Genomic DNA, 16,692 nt, shown 5'->3' on the forward strand with positions numbered 1-16,692 from the left:
CGTAAATTCCTAAATATGTAGCAATAATTTTGCAAAATAGTAAAATAATAAGATTTTAAACACTTATTATCTCTATAAATAAGTTATTAAAATTAGTCCTATATACTTAAAGTTCATAGAAAATATGTCCCAGGAAATTTTTGACAAAGACCTAATCTATCAATGCTCAAGTTTCGGTGTCGGTGGGAGCGGAGGTGTTGAAACTTATTTAGCTTCTCTGTTTGAACATCGACCACCTGATGTTAGCGATCGCGTGATAAAATCACTGAAAAATATTGATCAAAGTCAGTTCAAACTGCTGCACATCCACAGTCCAGATTTGCTATTGCAGCTTACAGGGGAATGTCCTGCTATCTTCAGCGTTCATAATCACTCATTTTACTGTCCTAGTGGCACAAAGTATTTAGCAGAGCAACGGACAATCTGCGATCGCAACTTCTCTTACTTAGGATGTACCTGGGGTAAATTAGTAGATAAATGTGGTAGCCGTAGACCTTTAAGAACTCTTAGAGAACTTCAAACTACTCATCAGTTCTTAGATGTCTTGAAAAGGCTAAAAATTACTTTCATTGCTAATAGCGAATATGTGCGGCAAGAGTTAATTCAAAACGGTGTACCTCCAGAACAAACTATAACGCTACACTGTGGAATCTCTATACCAGAAACAGCAACTTCCTCTCTAAGTTTGGAAGTACATCAAAATCAGAGAATTTTGTTCGCTGGACGAATTGTTTCTGATAAAGGTCTGGAATGGTTACTCAAAACCTTAATACATACAGACCCGAAAATTCAACTTGATATTGCAGGTGAAGGTTGGGAACGACCACGGTTAGAAAAGTTAGCAACTACACTCGGATTGAATAAGCGAATCACTTGGCATGGTTGGTGCGATTCGGATAAATTAGATAAACTTTATCAACAGTGTTTTGCAGTCATCTTTCCCAGTGTTTGGCCTGAACCTGCTGGTCTTGTAACTCTAGAAGCATACTCTCGTTCTCGACCTGTGATTGGTAGTGCAGTCGGAGGAATTCCAGAACATTTACGAGATGGAGAAACGGGTATTCTTGTTCCCAGCAATAATATTCAAAAGCTGGCTAATGCTATTAATGAATTGTATAGAGATTATCAAAAAAGCCGCTACATGGGTGAGCAAGGTCATACTTTATTGATGAAGGAATTTACAATGGCTGCTCATGTCAATAATCTTCAAACAATTTATGCAAAAACAATAGCTGAATTTTCTTCCCAAGCCAACAAACTATATAGTATTTCTCAAGCTAAATAAGCTGAATTTACTAAAAACATCAAATAGTACATCTTTTACTTAGAAAATATAAAGGGAGAAAAGTATGTCATTACATCAAGAATGTCAACAACCTTTAGTCAGCGTTGTTATTCCCACCTATAATCGACCAGACTATCTCAAGCAAGCGATCGCAAGTGCGATAAAACAAACTTATCAAAATATTGAAATTATTATTTCTGATAATTGTAGTTCAGAAAATCCTCAAGCAATTGTCGCATCTTTTGGTGATTCACGCATCAAATTTTGGCAGCATCCCCAAAATGTGGGGATGTTAGCTAATCAACAGTATGGTTTTAAAATGGCGCAAGGTAAATATGTTGCTAGTCTACATGACGATGATATTTGGCATGAAGACTTTTTAGTAAAGCTTGTACCACCACTAGAAGCAAATTCTGATTTAATTCTCGCTTTTTGCGACCAATATATTATAGATGCCAATGGCATAATTAATCATGCTGGTACTGAAGAAAATACACGCGCTTACAAGCGAGACAAACTAGCAAAAGGAATTCATAAACCTTTTTCCAAAATTGGATTAATAGATAAAAGTATACCTACTGCTGCATCTTGCGTGATTCGGAATAATTTGGTGGATTGGTATAGTATTCCCTCAGAAGTTGGTGGGATGTGGGATTTATATTTAACCTATCTATTCTGTATATCTGGTTATGGCGCTTACTATTGTCCAGAAAGATTGACGCGATATCGTGCCCATGAGCAAACTGATACTATGCTCAGTGGTAGTCGAGATGTGCAAGCAAAAATTCGCAAAGCTAAAAGCGAAATGTTTTGTTATCAAGTATTTATGGAAGACCCTCAGTTACAGGAATTTAGAACTCATTTTCAACAGAAATGGTTAGAAGCTAATACTACTTTGGGAATTGGTTTGCTACGAAGCGAACAGATAGCCGCAGCACGTCCTTATTTTTTGCAGGCGCTGAATCAACAAAAATTTAATGTGCGAACTATGGCAGCACTTAGTCTTAGTTTCACTCCGCGATTTTTAGCAAGTAAGTTAATCGGAGTATCGAAATAATATCTCAATATCTCTTAATTTGAGAATTTATTAAACGTAGATGCAGAGCGCCTTGCCCCAGGCTACCGCAAATAGTGCAAAGAGAAGAAGATTATTTTTAAATTATTTCTCTGTGCCTCTGCCTCTGCGTGAAGCTCTTTATTCTGAAGGAAGTGGTGTATGAAACTTTGTATTGTTACTCATAAAATTAAAAAAGGTGATGGTCAAGGCCGGGTAAACTATGAGGTTGCTAAGGAAGCAATTCGTCGTGGTCATCACTTGACATTATTAGCTAGTGAAGTTGCACCAGAACTAGAAGACAATAGCCAAGTTAATTGGATTAAAATTCTAGTCAAAGGCTATCCTACAGAATTTGTACGTAATTTCATCTTTGCTCAAAAAAGTGCAGATTGGTTACGTAAACATCGCTCTGACATTGATTTAGTTAAAGTCAATGGAGCAATTAATCTGGCTGCGGCTGATGTGAATGCTGTACATTTTGTCCACAGTTCATGGTTGCGATCGCCTGTTCATATTTCTCGCAACCGCCGCGATTTATATGGTTTTTACCAGTGGCTATTTACGGCGTTTAATGCCCGTTGGGAAAAACAGGCTTTCCAAAAAGCGCAGGTTGTGGTGGCTGTATCTGAAAAAGTAGCTCAAGAATTAGTCAATATTGGTGTACCGCGTTCTCGAATTCGGGTAATTGTCAATGGTGTTGACTTAGAAGAGTTTACCCCTGGCCAAAGCGACCGCCAAAAATTAGGTTTACCGGAGAATGTCACTTTAGCCTTGTTTGCTGGAGATATCCGCACACCCAGAAAGAATTTAGATACAATACTGCACGCCTTGGTGAAAGTACCCGATTTACATTTGGCGGTGGTAGGTCATATCGAAGGTAGTCCCTTCCCACAACTAGCAGCATCCTTGGGGTTAAGCGATCGCGTGCATTTTGTGGGATTTCGCCGTGATATCCCCGAAATTATGCGGTCAGTAGATTTATTTATTTTTCCTTCCCGATATGAAGCTTGCAGCCTCGTATTGTTAGAAGCACTTTCTTCAGGACTACCAGTAATTACTGCCACAGCTACGGGAGGTGCAGAGTTGGTGACACCAGAATGTGGCATCGTTTTAACTGACTCAAATGATATCGATGCTTTAGCTGTGGCGATGATGTCCTTGATAAGTGTAGATATGCAGCAAATGAGTCCAGCTGCTCGTTCTGTGGCAGAACAACACAGCTGGACTGCTATGGCACAAACTTATGTGGATCTATTCGAGGAGTTAAGCAAGAATGCGGAACACAGTTCTGATACCGACTTATCGCCGTCCACAAGACCTCTCACGCTGCCTTTTGGCGCTACAGGAGCAAACTAAACCAGTCGATCAAATGATAGTGGTTGTCCGCGATACGGATGCAGAAACTTGGCAATTTCTGGCTCAATACACAGCGCACAACTTGCCACTGCATACCGTAAAAGTGACACAATCAGGAGTAGTAGCAGCTCTCAACGCCGGACTAGCAGCAGTGGAGGGCGATATTGTTTCCATTACTGATGATGATGCCGCACCCCACCCCGATTGGTTAGAGCGGATTGCGGCTTACTTTACCTGCGATAGTCGCCTCGGCGGACTGGGAGGGCGCGATTGGATATACCACGGCAGCAAATTAGAAGACGAATCCCGCCCAGTAGTGGGACAGTTGCAGTGGTTTGGGCGAGTGATTGGCAACCATCACCTGGGAGTAGGAGAAGCCCGCGAAGTGGATATTCTCAAGGGTGTGAACATGAGTTTTCGTACCCAAGCAATCGGACAACTGCGCTTTGACGAGCGGATGCGCGGTACTGGAGCGCAAGTACACTTTGAAATGGCATTCACCCTGGCATTAAAGCGGGCTGGTTGGAAGATAATTTACGATCCTCATGTTGCTGTAGATCATTATCCAGCACAACGTTTTGACGAAGATCAGCGGAATAACTTTAATGAAATTGCCTTTATTAATTTAGTCCATAATGAAACCTTAGTTTTACTAGAGCATTTACCATTTATCCGCCGGATTGCATTTTTGTTGTGGGCAGTATTCGTGGGTACATGCGATAGTTTGGGCTTAGTACAATGGCTGAGATTTTTACCTAGCCAAGGGCAGTTGGCGGGGAAAAAGTTATTAGCATCTTGGCGTGGACGTTGGCAAGGATATAAACAATTCGTAATTCGTAATTCGTAATTGAATAACTAAATTGTGAATTACTTTCAATTTGCCAAATTGATTTATATGTACATCTAAAATTGAATGAATTCTAAGCAGATACTTTTCAATAGTTTTTTACAAGAAAACTATTCTCCCGAAGAGCGATCGCTACAGGGTTGGATGGCGATCGCAGGCTTTATATTACTAACTGTAGTTTGCTATTTTGGTGGTGTTACTGCCGCATTGCGCCTAATTTACCCGGCGACAGCTTTAGTAGTAGCCGTATTTTTATACTTGCGGCATCCCATTCTCTACATTGGCTTTACCTGGTGGATTTGGTTTCTCACACCCTTAGCGACTCGCTTAGTTGACTATCGGGTAGGCTGGGATGCTAGCCGTCAAATGCTCATAGCACCTTATTTAGTGGTGTTTATAACTATAGCAACATTCTTACGACACTTTCCCCGTGCCTCTCGCCAAGGGGGTTTGCCGTTTGTTTTGGCTTTTATCGGAGTGTTCTATGGCTTTCTTGTAGGTCTAATTTACAACCCACCTATTCCTGTAGCACGCGGATTGATGGATTGGCTCAGTCCTGTTATTTTCGCTTTTCACTTATTTATCAACTGGCGAGATTATCCCAGCTATCGCCAGAACATTCAGCGAACATTTCTCTGGTCTGTGTTGATTTTAGGAACTTATGGCGTATATCAATTTGTGGTAGCTCCTGAGTGGGATAGGTACTGGCTCATCCAATCAAAATTATTCATGAGTTCTGGAAACCCTGTACCTTTCGGGATGCGTGTCTGGAGTACATTACACTCAGTCGGCCCCTTTGGTTCTGTTATGCAGGCTGGGTTACTGTTATTATTGACCAGTTCAGGAAGCTTAATTTTTCCTGCTTCAGCCGTTGGTTACTTATCTTTTCTATTAACACAAGCACGTACAAATTGGGGAGGCTGGTTATTTGGAATAATTATGATTATGGGTTCAGTCAAAGCCAGAATTCAAATGCGCTTAATTACCATAATTTTGGTCATGGCTATTTGTGTTGTGCCATTGACAACTATTGAACCAATTGCTGGAGTGGTAGCAGCACGTTTTGAAACTTTTTCTAATATTCAAGAAGATGGCAGCTTTAAAGATAGATCGGGAACTTATGATAGAAATCTTGGTTTAGCCCTTTCTAATGGTCTAGGTAACGGTTTAGGAAATATTTGGAAGGTCAACGAAAAAACTGGTCAAATTGAAGTAGTGGTAATTGATAGTGGCATTTTAGATATGTTTTTCACCCTTGGTTGGTTTGGAGGCATATTTTATATGGGTGGATTAATCTTCTTAATTATTAATGTTAGCAGTTATGGTGAAGGTCGTTTCGATAGTTTTGTCAGTGCTGCCCGCGCCATTGGGATCAGTTCTGCTTCACAGTTAGTTATCGGTAGCGGTATGTTGAGTGTGTCAGGGATGATTCTTTGGGGATTTTTAGCTATGGCTATGGCAGGACATAAGTACTATAGCAATCCCAAGATCCCCGACTTCTCTAAGAAGTCGGGGATCTGATAAATCTTACAACTTAAATAGGACTTTTATAGATTATGAAAGCAATTATTGTTATGCCACTAGCCGAGCAACGAGGCGGTGGTGAAATGATGCTTTGGGATTTGGTGCAGCAGGGACGTAATGCTGGTGTTGAGTGGCTGGTGATATTTTTAGAATCCGGCCCGATGGTCGCACAAGTAAAGTCTCTGGGTATTGATGCGCGAGTTGTAGAAAGTGGACGTTTACGCCAAATCCACCGTTTTATTGGCGCTGTTTTGCGGATAGCTGCGATCGCTCGCCGCGAACGTGCAGATATAATTGTCAATTGGATGTGGATTACGCATATATCTGGAGGTATGGCGGCGATGCTAGCAGGGTTGCCTGCTGTGTGGTATCAACTAGAAGTACCTAGTGATAAAACTTGGTTGGTACGACTTGCAACTTTAATTCCAGCGCGGGCAATTATCACTCTTTCGCAAGATGGCAAGCAAGCACAGGCAGAGATTTGGCCCCACAGACCAACACCTTTGGTTTATCCTGGTGTCGCCTTAGACCGATTTGAGCCTAATACTTTACCTTCTCCTGAAGAAGCACGGCGGAAGTTAGGCTTACCTTTACACGGGCCGTTGATTGGAATTGTGGGACGATTGCAACGATGGAAGGGAATGCACGTATTGGTGCAAGCAATGCCCAAAATTTTACAGAAGTATCCTGATGCCCATTGTGTGGTGGTTGGCGGTAAGCACGATTTAGAACCGGATTATGAAGACTTCTTAAAAGCCGAAATCACCGCTTTCGGCTTGAAAGACCAAGTGATTATGGCTGGGCTACAGCGTAATATCCCGGAGTGGGTGCAGGCAATGGATGTATTCGTTCATGCATCAGATAAAGAACCCTTTGGGATTGTGATTATTGAGGCAATGGCACTGGGTAAACCTGTAATTGCTGGCAGTGCAGGCGGCCCGACAGAGATTATTACTGATGGCATGAATGGATTATTAACACCTTACGGCGATGCGGATAAATTAGCGATCGCAATTCTCCGCTATCTTGACGAGCAAGAATTTGCCCGAAGTGCGGGAGTAGCTGCCAGACAACGCGCCCTCGATTTTTCAACGCAGAATTATGCGCAAAATTTTATTAATGCAATTCGTTCTGCAATACCGAGTGTTTCATCGGCTGAATGAAACAGTAAACTTCTTACAAAAGCCAATTTTATGAAAATCAAACTACGGATTTACATCGATTAATTATCTATGTAAATCTGTGGTTAAAAATCATAAATTAGATTAAAAGGAATTAATTAATGTTGATTGATAGCCGCAAATTGCCAATAGATGAAGTTATCAATACTGAAGTTTGTATAGTTGGTGCTGGCCCAGCAGGAATTACACTTGCACGAGAATTAATTGGGCAAGACTTTCGAGTGTGCTTACTAGAAAGTGGTGATTTAGAATTTAATCAAGAAACTGCATCTCTTGGTGAAGGCGAAACTGTTGGAGATCCTTTTCCACCACTGCAAGATATGCGTCATCGTCAATTTGGTGGATTAGCTAATGTCTGGAATATTGAAATTAATAAAAATCAACTTGGTCTGAGGCACGTGCCGTTAGACGCAATAGATTTTGAAAAACGAGATTGGGTGCCATACAGTGGCTGGCCTTTTAGTAAATCTCACCTGAATCCATTTTATGAGCGCGCTCAAGCAGTCTGTAAACTCGGTTCTTTTGCTTATGAAGCTGAGGCTTGGGAAAATGCTCAATCTCCTCGGACACATTTCACAAGTGACCGAGTTACTACTAATATGTTTCAGTTTGGCCCACGCGATATTTTCACCAATGAATATCGGCATCAAATTAATCAATCTCCTAATATAACTACATTCCTCAACGCCAATGTGGTAGAAATTGAGGCAGACGAAACAGCCCAAACAGTGAAATGTGTGCAAGTTGCTTGTTTATCTGGTAATAAATTTTGGGTTGCGGCAAAAGTATTTATTTTAGCCGCAGGTGGTATTGAAAACGCGCGTTTATTGTTATTGTCAAACCGGATTCAAAAGAATGGATTAGGCAATCAACATGATTTAGTGGGTAGGTTCTTTATGGATCATCCTTTTATCCGTTGTGGTATGCTTGTTCCGCAAAATCGCAAAATCTTCAATTCGATGGCTTTGTATGACTTACGCCGGGTTAATAATGTCACAGTGATGGGAAAATTTGCCCTAACAGAACAAGTTATGCGCCGCGATAAATTACTAAATATGACCGCGTTGTTATATCCCAGAGATGAAAGGTATAGATCGGCGGCAAAGGCTTCTGCAAAAATTTTGTTCTCTTCAGTTCGACAAAAACAGTTACCTAAAAATATTTTTCAGCATTTGCAAAATGTGATTACGAATATTGATGATTTAGTAGCTGATTGGTATAAATATAATGTCAAAAAAGAATATTTATTCCCTGATTTGAGTCATGGAGGATGGTCTGACCATGAAGGTAATGAACAGAAATATACAAAGTTTGAAGTTCTTAGCCAGACTGAACAAACCCCAAATCCAGATAATCGAGTGACACTCAGTAATCAACTAGATAAGCTGGGCTGTCCTCAAGCAAAATTAACTAATCGTTGGAGCGAAATAGATATTTGCAGTGTGAAGCGATCGCAGCTAGTATTTGCAGAAGAGTTTGCTAGTGCCGGACTAGGTGAGTTGCAGATTGAATTGGATGGAGATCGTCCAGTCGCTTCGCTGAGTACCCATCATAATATGGGAACAACACGTATGCATCACGACCCAAAACAAGGAGTAGTCGATGCAAATTGTCAAGTTCATGGCATCTCTAATTTATTTATGGCAGGTAGCTCTGTTTTCCCTACAGGAGGCTATGCTAATCCTACGCTCACTATTGTTGCCTTGGCAATTCGATTGGCTGACCATCTAAAATCACAATTTTGTCACTAAATATAGCAGCAAGGACATTCAATTGCTCTGCTGTGTCAAAAATAAATCTCAAATATTAAACTGAGATCCATCCACGAGGTAGAAGAAACTACTTACAAAATTCCGTATTGTAGAGTTGCTGTCTTAAAATCAGGAAAAAACGCTTGTGGTTCCCATTAGAGATAATAATCCGACAAAAATCACGCCTTATGTAACTTATGGACTGATTGCTGCCAATGTCCTCGCTTTTCTTTATGAAGCAAGTCTTCCTCCACAAACATTAAATGGGTTTTTACACCTTGCGGCTGTAGTTCCACGAGAACTTACTTTAAGCTTTGGAGGCATCTCTTTACATCAACCAGTGCCAGAATGGGCAACTTTGATTACCTCACAATTTTTGCACGGTGGTTTTTTGCACTTAGCTGGCAATATGTTGTTTCTGTGGATTTTTGGCAATAATGTTGAAGATAAGTTAGGTCATGCCAAATATTTGCTGTTTTATTTATCTTGCGGTGTTTTGGCATCCTTGACCCAGTGGTTCTTCGCTCAAGATTCTAGCATTCCTTCTTTGGGTGCGAGTGGTGCGATCGCAGGCATTCTAGGTGCATACATTCTTCGCTTTCCCAACGCCGAAGTTCTTGGCGTTGTACCTTTAGGGTTTTTCTTCCCAACTTTCCGTGTCCCCGCATATTTCTTTTTAGGATTCTGGTTTCTCGAACAAGCCTTTTACGGACTTGCCAGCCTCGAAACACGTACCAACATCGGTATGGAAAACGGCGGTATTGCCTACTGGGCCCATGCAGGCGGGTTTATCTTTGGGGCAATTCTCGGCCCACTGTTGGGTTTATTTAGCGATAAATCCCAGGAAGAATCTTGGTACAAGTAATTTTCATAGTATGGTTGTTACCCTCAATTATGCTGATTGATTTAATAGGTGAAATTGTTTAACTTTCGCAACTGCTAGCCTTACAAGCTATATTGCAGTTAGTCAATAATTTAGGAAAAACACCTGTGTTTCCCCTCTACGATGAAAATCCGACGCGAATCACCCCGTATTTCACCTACGGGTTAATTGGCATGAATATTTTAGTTTTTATTCACGAGGTGAGTCTGTCACATGCACAATTGAGTCAGTTTTTAGGTGAGTATGCGGTAGTGCCTCAAGAGTTAACCACCAATTTGAGTGGAGAGTGGATAACGTTATTTTCGTCACAATTCTTACACGGTGGTTGGTGGCACTTAATCTCAAATATGGTGTTTCTCTGGGTTTTTGGCAACAATATTGAAGATCGATTAGGTCATGCCAAATATCTGATTTTTTATTTAGCGTGTGGTGCTTTAGCTGCCTTGTGCCAATGGTTTATTGGTATGAATTCTGACATTCCTTCCTTGGGGGCAAGTGGTGCAATTTCTGGGATTTTGGGTGCGTACATTATCCGCTTTCCCCAGGCTCAAGTCATGACTTTAATATTTTTGGGGTTTTTCATCACCACAATCAGAGTTCCAGCACTAGTAATAATTGGACTTTTCATTGTGCAAAATGTAATTTCCGGTCTTGCTACCCTGCAAACAGCCGCTAACATGAGCGTGGAAACTGGTGGAGTTGCCTACTGGGCCCACATCGGTGGTTTTATTTTTGGCGTAATTCTTGCTCCCCTATTTGGTTTGTTTCGGCGCGACTAAATACCTAAAGCTCAATTTTTTTAACCTGTTATATCATGTCCGGCTAATCACTTATGATTACTGTATCTGTGCAAAAATCCCAAAAGCCTCTTTCCCCCTGCTCCCGTGCCCTCTAAGCTCGACTTTATCCATTTTTTTCGCAATGCGATAGCTTAAGCTGAAACCTTTGTGGGACAGTAGTTTTACTTTTTTAACTTCATCCATAATCTGTGAGATGGAAAAAGTATTTGCCAAAAAGCCAGGGTTTTTGCCGGATAAAGAAAACCGAGTTCTTAATTTTGGATAAAGTCGAGCTGACGTAACATCTCCTAAATGAGACATTATTTTTCTAAACTAAATTGCTTTTTAAATTCTTCTATGGAAATTGCCAAATCATTTTTAATAATTTCGTTTTCATCAAGTAAATAATACTTTAACATAAATGATTTTATTTCATTCCAAACGCTTTTAATCAGTTCTAACTGTGTGATTTCAGCATTACCTCATTTTTTACACTACTTAATATTAGACTATTAGTTTCTTTTTTTAATAGATAAAACTGAAAAGAGCTGCCAACTCCCACAAAATTATATCTATTGTTAATCGGATTAATTAAAAATAAACGAATGCCATCAAGAAGTTCGCATAAAGATATAAAAATCATCATTGAATAATTCTTATTTGAGTTTTTTGAGGAAATAATTCCATATCTTCCTTGAATAGTAATATGACCTCTACTATAACTATCCAATTTTTCTTCAAACTCATTTTTTTCTAATTCTATTTTAAAACTTAACATATTATATTACTCGCTCCTAAAACACCGATTCACTAATAAAATACGAGACTGAGAAACCCTGTTTTTACGTCTTATACAACCAAACATTCCTTGTTACAGCACCAAAAAATCGGGTTTTTAGTCATGATTCTGAATACTGAATCGGTGTTCTAAGAGGATGTCTGAGAAGTCAAAAATGTCATGCTGAACGGAGCGACAGCGTAGTGAAGCATCTCCAATCACAACGGAAAATTGGGATTCTTCGCTCCACTTCGTTAGGCTCAGAATGACAAAATATACCGTCCAAAAACTTTTCAGACATCCTCTTACGTTTAAATTTCACCCTTAATTTACCAAGGTTTTACCCAAAGCTGTACAAGCAATTCATTATTTGGAAACTATTAGTTTTTGTTAGCACTTGCTGAAACTTCTTCAGATTCTTCTACTGAGGATGTAAATGTTGATGATTTTGCAACTTCTTCAGGTACAGAAACGATGATATCAGCACCATTGATAATTGCTCCCAATAACCCCAGTTCAGATTCAACCAATTGATCGATAGCTTCACCTAACATATTCTCTTGTGTATAGTGTGGTCGTGCTACTAGTACGATTCCATCGCTGTAGGGTTGAATTAATAAAGGGTCATTGGATATGCTGAGAGGACTAGTATCTAAAATAACTAAATCAAAACGCTCGCGGACATCTTCTATCAGCCGCCGCATTTCGCTGGATTCAAGAATAGCAGCGGATTGCCGTACTGGGCCGGGGCTGGGAAGAATGTATAAATTTTCAACATCAGGAACTAAACGAATACATTCACTCAAATTAGCGTAATAACGCAAGGGTTCAATAGTGGCTTCAGGGTCAGGAATTACTTTCAAGGATACACAACGGGAAGGCGATCGCAAATCTGTTTCGATAATTAAGGTTCTTTTACCAGCACGGGCGGAAGCGACACCCAAATTATAAGCACTTGCTGTTTTACCCTCTAGGCTCCCGGTGCTAGTAATCAATACTACCTTTAAGTTTTTACCACCAATTCGGCGCATATTACTACGGAATTTTTCATAAAATTCTAAATAAGGAGAATCTTGGGAAAATACTACTGGCACAGCATCTGGCTCCAAATCATCAACTGGCATTAAAGGCAATTCTCCCAACAGTGCCACTTCTCGTTGCTTGAGGCTCTCGCGGATATCCTCCCTGGTTTTGAAAGTCCCTTCCAGCGCTCCTAATAAAAATATCACTCCGCCACCAATCAATACACCTAAAAAACCACCCACAGCAAGGGTAATAGGCACACTCTTCGGAGGTTTGGGGTCGAGAGTGACTGCGGGGCGTCTGGCAATGCTGAGGCTGCTAGTAGTTTCTGCCTCTGCGGTTTTCGCATCGGTTAGCTTCACCTGCATTTGGTCATAGATAGCTTTTTTGAGTCCAACCTCCTGTTCTAAACGCGATCGCTCTAATTGTTTATTGGGTATCAAAGAATACTCTCGCCGGAGTCGCGCTTCTAGTTGGATTTCTTGAGCTAGTTGTTGTTGCAGTGTCTCCCGTTGGGTTTGTAAAGCCACCATTTGGTTTGCCAATTGCTGGCGTGTTGGATCTAAGCTACTTTGAGTGCGAATGCCTGCAACGCTACCCTGAAGCGGAGCCGCCGTCCCACCACCACCTAAAACTTCAGCAGCACGTTGTTGTAGTAATTCCTCAGCAGCTTGTTTCTGACGCATTAACTGCACCATCGTTGGATGTTCCGGCCGCAAATCTTTTCTGAGTACAGCGATTTGCGATTCACTTTGATAAATTTGCGATCGTAAGTTACCAATAATTGGATCGGCACTCAAAGCAGAAGAAACATAAGCTTGTCCGACTGTTAAGCCTAACTTATTTTGTAAACTGCGAGCTTGACCATCAACCCCAGAAATAGTTAATTGAATTTGCCGTTGGAGATTTTGGCTGGCAGTAATGGCGCTTAACAAGCTGCCATTCTCTGCTGCTAATATTGCTGTTCGCTCTACGCGATCGTACTGTTCTAGTTTCTTTTCAGCAATTTGCAATTCCCGTTTAGCTTGTGGTGTGCGATCGTTAATCTTTTGAATAATTGCTTGTAATCGCCCAGTATTGATGTCACTACTCAACTTGATCATTGCTTGCATCAATTCCGTCAATACCTGTATGGCTCGTTTGGCATCACTATCTACATATTTAAGTTCAAACAGAGGAGATTCTAATTCTCCACTCTTAGCATTTTTTTTAGGTAGAGAAAGGGCAACACTTGTGCCGAGTTGTTTCGGTTTGATGCCGACTTTCTCTGCCACGGTTGCAATTATCTGGTTTGATAGTAAAACATCCTCATTCAGTTCCTTTCCTTGCTGTTGGATTTCATTACCAGTTGTAGAGAAAGAAACTGGCGGCCCACTATAACTAAGTGCCCCAGATCCTATATAACTAGTAGGTGGCTCTGGTTGCATAGCCACCACAGTTGACCCGGCGACAACTAAAGCAAAACTAGCTAGTCCAATCCATTTATATTTATCAAAAGCAATAAGATAGCGTTTAACAATTGGTGGGGTCATGGTCGCTTCGCTCCAATTCAAAATTTAAAATACAAAATTCAAAATTTAGGAAGCACCAAACAAAGATAGTGGCTTTGATACAAGGACGCTATCAACTTCCTACTGTATATATCGGTTGATATCTTTAAGATTTTTCCATTAATGAATTCAAAGATTGGTTGGAGATCTGGCTTCCTACACTCCAAACTATTTCCAGCCTGTATACTTCTTTTAATATTACTAATTCGATCCACCACCGACGTTGTCAAAAAACCGGAGAAAGGATTGAACATTGAAGAAAGGCTGGGTAATAGTGGTCAGGAAATTAGTAATTCTACCAATGAGGTTCCGACCAACAACAATAACATCGTTATCTTGAAGTGCCACATTTTGAGACGCATCACCGCCTAAAGCTTTTTTAGCATCAAGTTTTTGGGTAACAGCTCTGCCTCGTTCCGAATCAAAGCGAACCAGAGCGATATCTCTCAAATTAGCAGTGTCTAGATTTACACCTCCCAAAGCATCTACAAATGTACTGCCGTTAGGCAGTGCTTGAATGGAAAGACCACCCGCAGCGTAGTTTAAAACTCGGACTCTAATCTGTGGTGTGGCCAAGGATGAACGTGCTACTAAATTGCGGTCATAACCATCCTCATTACCGACTTCACGACGGGGCACGAGTATCGCATCTCCGTCTTGTAAGCGTAAATTCGGGATTGAACCGCCATTTTGCAATGCTGCATATAAGTCAATAGTTTGTGAAATCACAGAACCATCGATTAACTTTCGGCGTACTTGCACCTGTCGCAGGTCTGCATTCAACGTTGAACCACCAGATGTTAGCAAAGCATCGGCAACACGGGGTGTTGGTGAATTAATTGGATAAATTCCTGGTCGAAATATTTCCCCGCTAATGGTAACTTGAACTGGTCGCGTTCCGGCCAAGGATACTACCACGATTGGATCTGGGAAAAAGCGACTTAAGCCCAAGCGAATTTTTTCTTGAGCTTCTTCCAAGGTTAAACCTTTTAATGACACCGTTCCCACTTGCGGCACGATGATGTTGCCTTCTGGACTAATTACAGCTTGAAAACTCAGGTCTGGACGCTGCCCTGCTAATGCTAAAACTATTATTGGATCAACTACATAACGATTTAAACCCAAGCGAATTTTTTCTTGAGCTTCTTCCAAAGTTAAACCTTGTAAAGAAACTGTTCCCAATAACGGCACTGCAATATTACCTTCTGGGTTGATTAAAGCTTGAAAGCTCAAATCTGGAAAGCGCTGAACCGAAACGCTAATTCCATCTCCTATGCCTAAGCGGTATGGGCCGGGAGGACGCTGAAGCACAACACCAATTGCATCTCCTGGCCCCAAGAGGTAGCGACTGAGTTGCGGAGAAATTTCTTCATTCGTACCTGGAGGTACAACTTCAGTACCTGGCAAAGGCGAAGGGAATAGCCCTGGTGATTGTCCTTGAGATGGAAAAGGCTGGGCAACAACAAGTTGGATAGGTGTTGTTAAGAAAACTCCTACTTGAAGACTAACAAAACACAAGGCGCTGAATCCACGCATATAATAACTGGGATCTATGAACATTGGTGCAGAAAATATTGATATAGAAATTAGTCGCGCCGAGTGGTTATTTTACTCTAAAAATGCCTTCAATGTCTCTTTTCTCTACAAGTATTTACCAATAAAAAGAGAATAATTTTGCTAAATTTAATTTCTAACTTCATGTTGTTAACATGATTTTAGGTGAGTTTCAGCCTGAACACAATTTATAGAGATAGTCTTGATAAATCTCAGCACAAGCGCATCTATAACAGACTCTACAAAGGGCCTGCCATTAATGTAGCTTGTACTGTTTCCCCAATAGACTGAGCTAAAGACCAAGATGTTTCTACCTGCCCCAAAGGTTCCATTGGAATCAGAATGCTCACACCAACCCAAGGAGTGCGTTGCTTGCGCCACTGTGCCAGTTGATCTGCCAAGAACCAGTGAAAAGGTGATGGATTTCCACCGTCTGGCATAGCATACCATTGCAAAACAGCGAAGGTTTGCTGTGGTGTGGAGGCGCGAAAAAACCTAGCTTCTACTTTAGTTTCGACATTGGAAGCCAACTTTGCAGATGGTTTGACAGTAAATTCCGCAGAACGAGATTGAGCTATATCCCACTTTCCCCAGCGTGACCTTCCCCAGCCATTAACGTCTGTCCACTCTACCTCTGGTTGATCCATAGGCCCATTTTGCGGCAACAAAAGCAGGATTGCTTGGGATTCGGAACCTTCTTTTTTAATTACCTGCAAAGACCAATTATGTTCGCCAATTTGCTGTTCGGCTTGTTCAATGGTTTGCCAACCAGGAAGGGTTAACCCAGTCTTGCGGATCTGTTTTAATTCGTGGAGGGTAGGAACAGCAGGCGGCTGTTTCCATTGCCAGTGTCCTGTCAGATATCCGGGAACCCCTGCCATTGCTAGCAGCAGTAGCAATAACAAAAGTGCTGCTAGCTGAGTCAATTGGTTTTCCTTGAAAAATTTAGAGAAGGAAATCATCAGTAAAATTTGCAATACTTAGGCAAAATTTTACTTTATAAAATCACATTGTGAGTTCAGTAATATTTAGGACTTAAGTAGGTGGACATAAATATTTGTCGTTGGGATAAGGCAGGAGGCAGTAGGCAGGAGGCAGGAGGAAAGAGGGTTTTAGCCTCATTG

At 41.0% G+C, this 16,692-nt stretch carries 14 protein-coding genes; 9 read left to right on the forward strand and 5 right to left on the reverse strand.

Features of this window, described 5'->3' with window-relative positions:
• The first annotated feature begins 124 nt into the window (after positions 1-124).
• The 9 genes from RMY63_RS13220 to RMY63_RS13260 all read left to right on the forward strand — a co-directional run bounded on the left by RMY63_RS13220 (position 125) and on the right by RMY63_RS13260 (position 10,663).
• Complete coding sequence (locus RMY63_RS13220; RefSeq protein WP_322729140.1) at positions 125-1,285, forward strand: glycosyltransferase family 4 protein; 1,161 nt, start codon at positions 125-127, stop codon at positions 1,283-1,285.
• 64 nt (positions 1,286-1,349) lie between these two features.
• Positions 1,350-2,342 (forward strand): glycosyltransferase family 2 protein, encoded by a 993-nt coding sequence (locus RMY63_RS13225; RefSeq protein ID WP_322729141.1) that lies wholly within the window; start codon positions 1,350-1,352, stop codon positions 2,340-2,342.
• A gap of 159 nt (positions 2,343-2,501) precedes the next feature.
• A complete protein-coding gene (locus tag RMY63_RS13230) occupies positions 2,502-3,698 on the forward strand; it encodes a glycosyltransferase family 4 protein (protein WP_322729142.1) in 1,197 nt (398 codons plus the stop codon).
• Positions 3,616-4,545 carry a glycosyltransferase family 2 protein gene (locus tag RMY63_RS13235; RefSeq protein ID WP_322729143.1) on the forward strand — a complete coding sequence of 310 codons (930 nt, stop codon included), beginning with the start codon at positions 3,616-3,618 and terminating at the stop codon, positions 4,543-4,545. The genes RMY63_RS13230 and RMY63_RS13235 overlap by 83 nt, the downstream gene beginning before the upstream one ends.
• A 66-nt stretch (positions 4,546-4,611) precedes the next feature.
• Positions 4,612-6,066, forward strand: a complete 1,455-nt coding sequence (locus RMY63_RS13240; protein WP_322729144.1) for an O-antigen ligase domain-containing protein — start codon at positions 4,612-4,614, stop codon at positions 6,064-6,066.
• 35 nt (positions 6,067-6,101) lie between these two features.
• Positions 6,102-7,232 carry a glycosyltransferase family 4 protein gene (locus tag RMY63_RS13245; protein ID WP_322729145.1) on the forward strand — a complete coding sequence of 377 codons (1,131 nt, stop codon included), beginning with the start codon at positions 6,102-6,104 and terminating at the stop codon, positions 7,230-7,232.
• A 119-nt stretch (positions 7,233-7,351) separates the two neighbouring features.
• Positions 7,352-9,001: a GMC family oxidoreductase gene (locus tag RMY63_RS13250; protein ID WP_322729146.1), complete on the forward strand. Its 1,650-nt coding sequence runs from the start codon at positions 7,352-7,354 to the stop codon at positions 8,999-9,001.
• 145 nt (positions 9,002-9,146) lie between these two features.
• A complete protein-coding gene (locus RMY63_RS13255) occupies positions 9,147-9,866 on the forward strand; it encodes a rhomboid family intramembrane serine protease (protein WP_322729147.1) in 720 nt (239 codons plus the stop codon).
• A 125-nt stretch (positions 9,867-9,991) separates the two neighbouring features.
• Positions 9,992-10,663, forward strand: a complete 672-nt coding sequence (locus tag RMY63_RS13260) for a rhomboid family intramembrane serine protease (protein WP_322729148.1) — start codon at positions 9,992-9,994, stop codon at positions 10,661-10,663.
• Positions 10,664-10,720: 57 nt separating this feature from the next.
• On the opposite strand, the gene RMY63_RS13265 is transcribed toward RMY63_RS13260, so the two are convergent.
• The 5 genes from RMY63_RS13265 to RMY63_RS13285 all read right to left on the reverse strand — a co-directional run bounded on the left by RMY63_RS13265 (position 10,721) and on the right by RMY63_RS13285 (position 16,530).
• Entirely contained in the window at positions 10,721-10,984 is a 264-nt protein-coding gene (locus RMY63_RS13265; RefSeq protein WP_322729149.1) for a hypothetical protein, read from the reverse strand.
• 136 nt (positions 10,985-11,120) lie between these two features.
• Entirely contained in the window at positions 11,121-11,441 is a 321-nt protein-coding gene (locus RMY63_RS13270) for a hypothetical protein (RefSeq protein WP_322729150.1), read from the reverse strand.
• Between the two features lie 380 nt (positions 11,442-11,821).
• The gene (locus RMY63_RS13275) at positions 11,822-13,996 is read right to left on the reverse strand and encodes a polysaccharide biosynthesis tyrosine autokinase (RefSeq protein ID WP_322729151.1); all 2,175 of its coding nucleotides are present in this window, start codon (positions 13,994-13,996) and stop codon (positions 11,822-11,824) included.
• 219 nt (positions 13,997-14,215) lie between these two features.
• Entirely contained in the window at positions 14,216-15,574 is a 1,359-nt protein-coding gene (locus tag RMY63_RS13280) for a polysaccharide biosynthesis/export family protein (protein ID WP_322729152.1), read from the reverse strand.
• A 233-nt stretch (positions 15,575-15,807) separates the two neighbouring features.
• Positions 15,808-16,530: a cyanoexosortase B system-associated protein gene (locus RMY63_RS13285; RefSeq protein ID WP_322729153.1), complete on the reverse strand. Its 723-nt coding sequence runs from the start codon at positions 16,528-16,530 to the stop codon at positions 15,808-15,810.
• Positions 16,531-16,692 lie beyond the last annotated feature (162 nt).

This window comes from Nostoc sp. ChiQUE01b (assembly GCF_034531255.1).
GTDB lineage: Bacteria > Cyanobacteriota > Cyanobacteriia > Cyanobacteriales > Nostocaceae > Nostoc.

Excerpts from the sequence above, each read along its gene's own strand:
- RMY63_RS13220 (WP_322729140.1), top strand. The coding sequence starts at position 125 with ATGTCCCAGGAAATTTTTGACAAAGACCTAATCTATCAATGCTCAAGT.
- RMY63_RS13225 (WP_322729141.1), top strand. The coding sequence starts at position 1,350 with ATGTCATTACATCAAGAATGTCAACAACCTTTAGTCAGCGTTGTTATT.
- RMY63_RS13230 (WP_322729142.1), top strand. The coding sequence starts at position 2,502 with ATGAAACTTTGTATTGTTACTCATAAAATTAAAAAAGGTGATGGTCAA.
- RMY63_RS13235 (WP_322729143.1), top strand. The coding sequence starts at position 3,616 with ATGCGGAACACAGTTCTGATACCGACTTATCGCCGTCCACAAGACCTC.
- RMY63_RS13240 (WP_322729144.1), top strand. The coding sequence starts at position 4,612 with ATGAATTCTAAGCAGATACTTTTCAATAGTTTTTTACAAGAAAACTAT.
- RMY63_RS13245 (WP_322729145.1), top strand. The coding sequence starts at position 6,102 with ATGAAAGCAATTATTGTTATGCCACTAGCCGAGCAACGAGGCGGTGGT.
- RMY63_RS13250 (WP_322729146.1), top strand. The coding sequence starts at position 7,352 with ATGTTGATTGATAGCCGCAAATTGCCAATAGATGAAGTTATCAATACT.
- RMY63_RS13265 (WP_322729149.1), bottom strand. The coding sequence starts at position 10,984 with ATGTCTCATTTAGGAGATGTTACGTCAGCTCGACTTTATCCAAAATTA.
- RMY63_RS13270 (WP_322729150.1), bottom strand. The coding sequence starts at position 11,441 with ATGTTAAGTTTTAAAATAGAATTAGAAAAAAATGAGTTTGAAGAAAAA.
- RMY63_RS13275 (WP_322729151.1), bottom strand. The coding sequence starts at position 13,996 with ATGACCCCACCAATTGTTAAACGCTATCTTATTGCTTTTGATAAATAT.
- RMY63_RS13280 (WP_322729152.1), bottom strand. The coding sequence starts at position 15,574 with ATGTTCATAGATCCCAGTTATTATATGCGTGGATTCAGCGCCTTGTGT.
- RMY63_RS13285 (WP_322729153.1), bottom strand. The coding sequence starts at position 16,530 with ATGATTTCCTTCTCTAAATTTTTCAAGGAAAACCAATTGACTCAGCTA.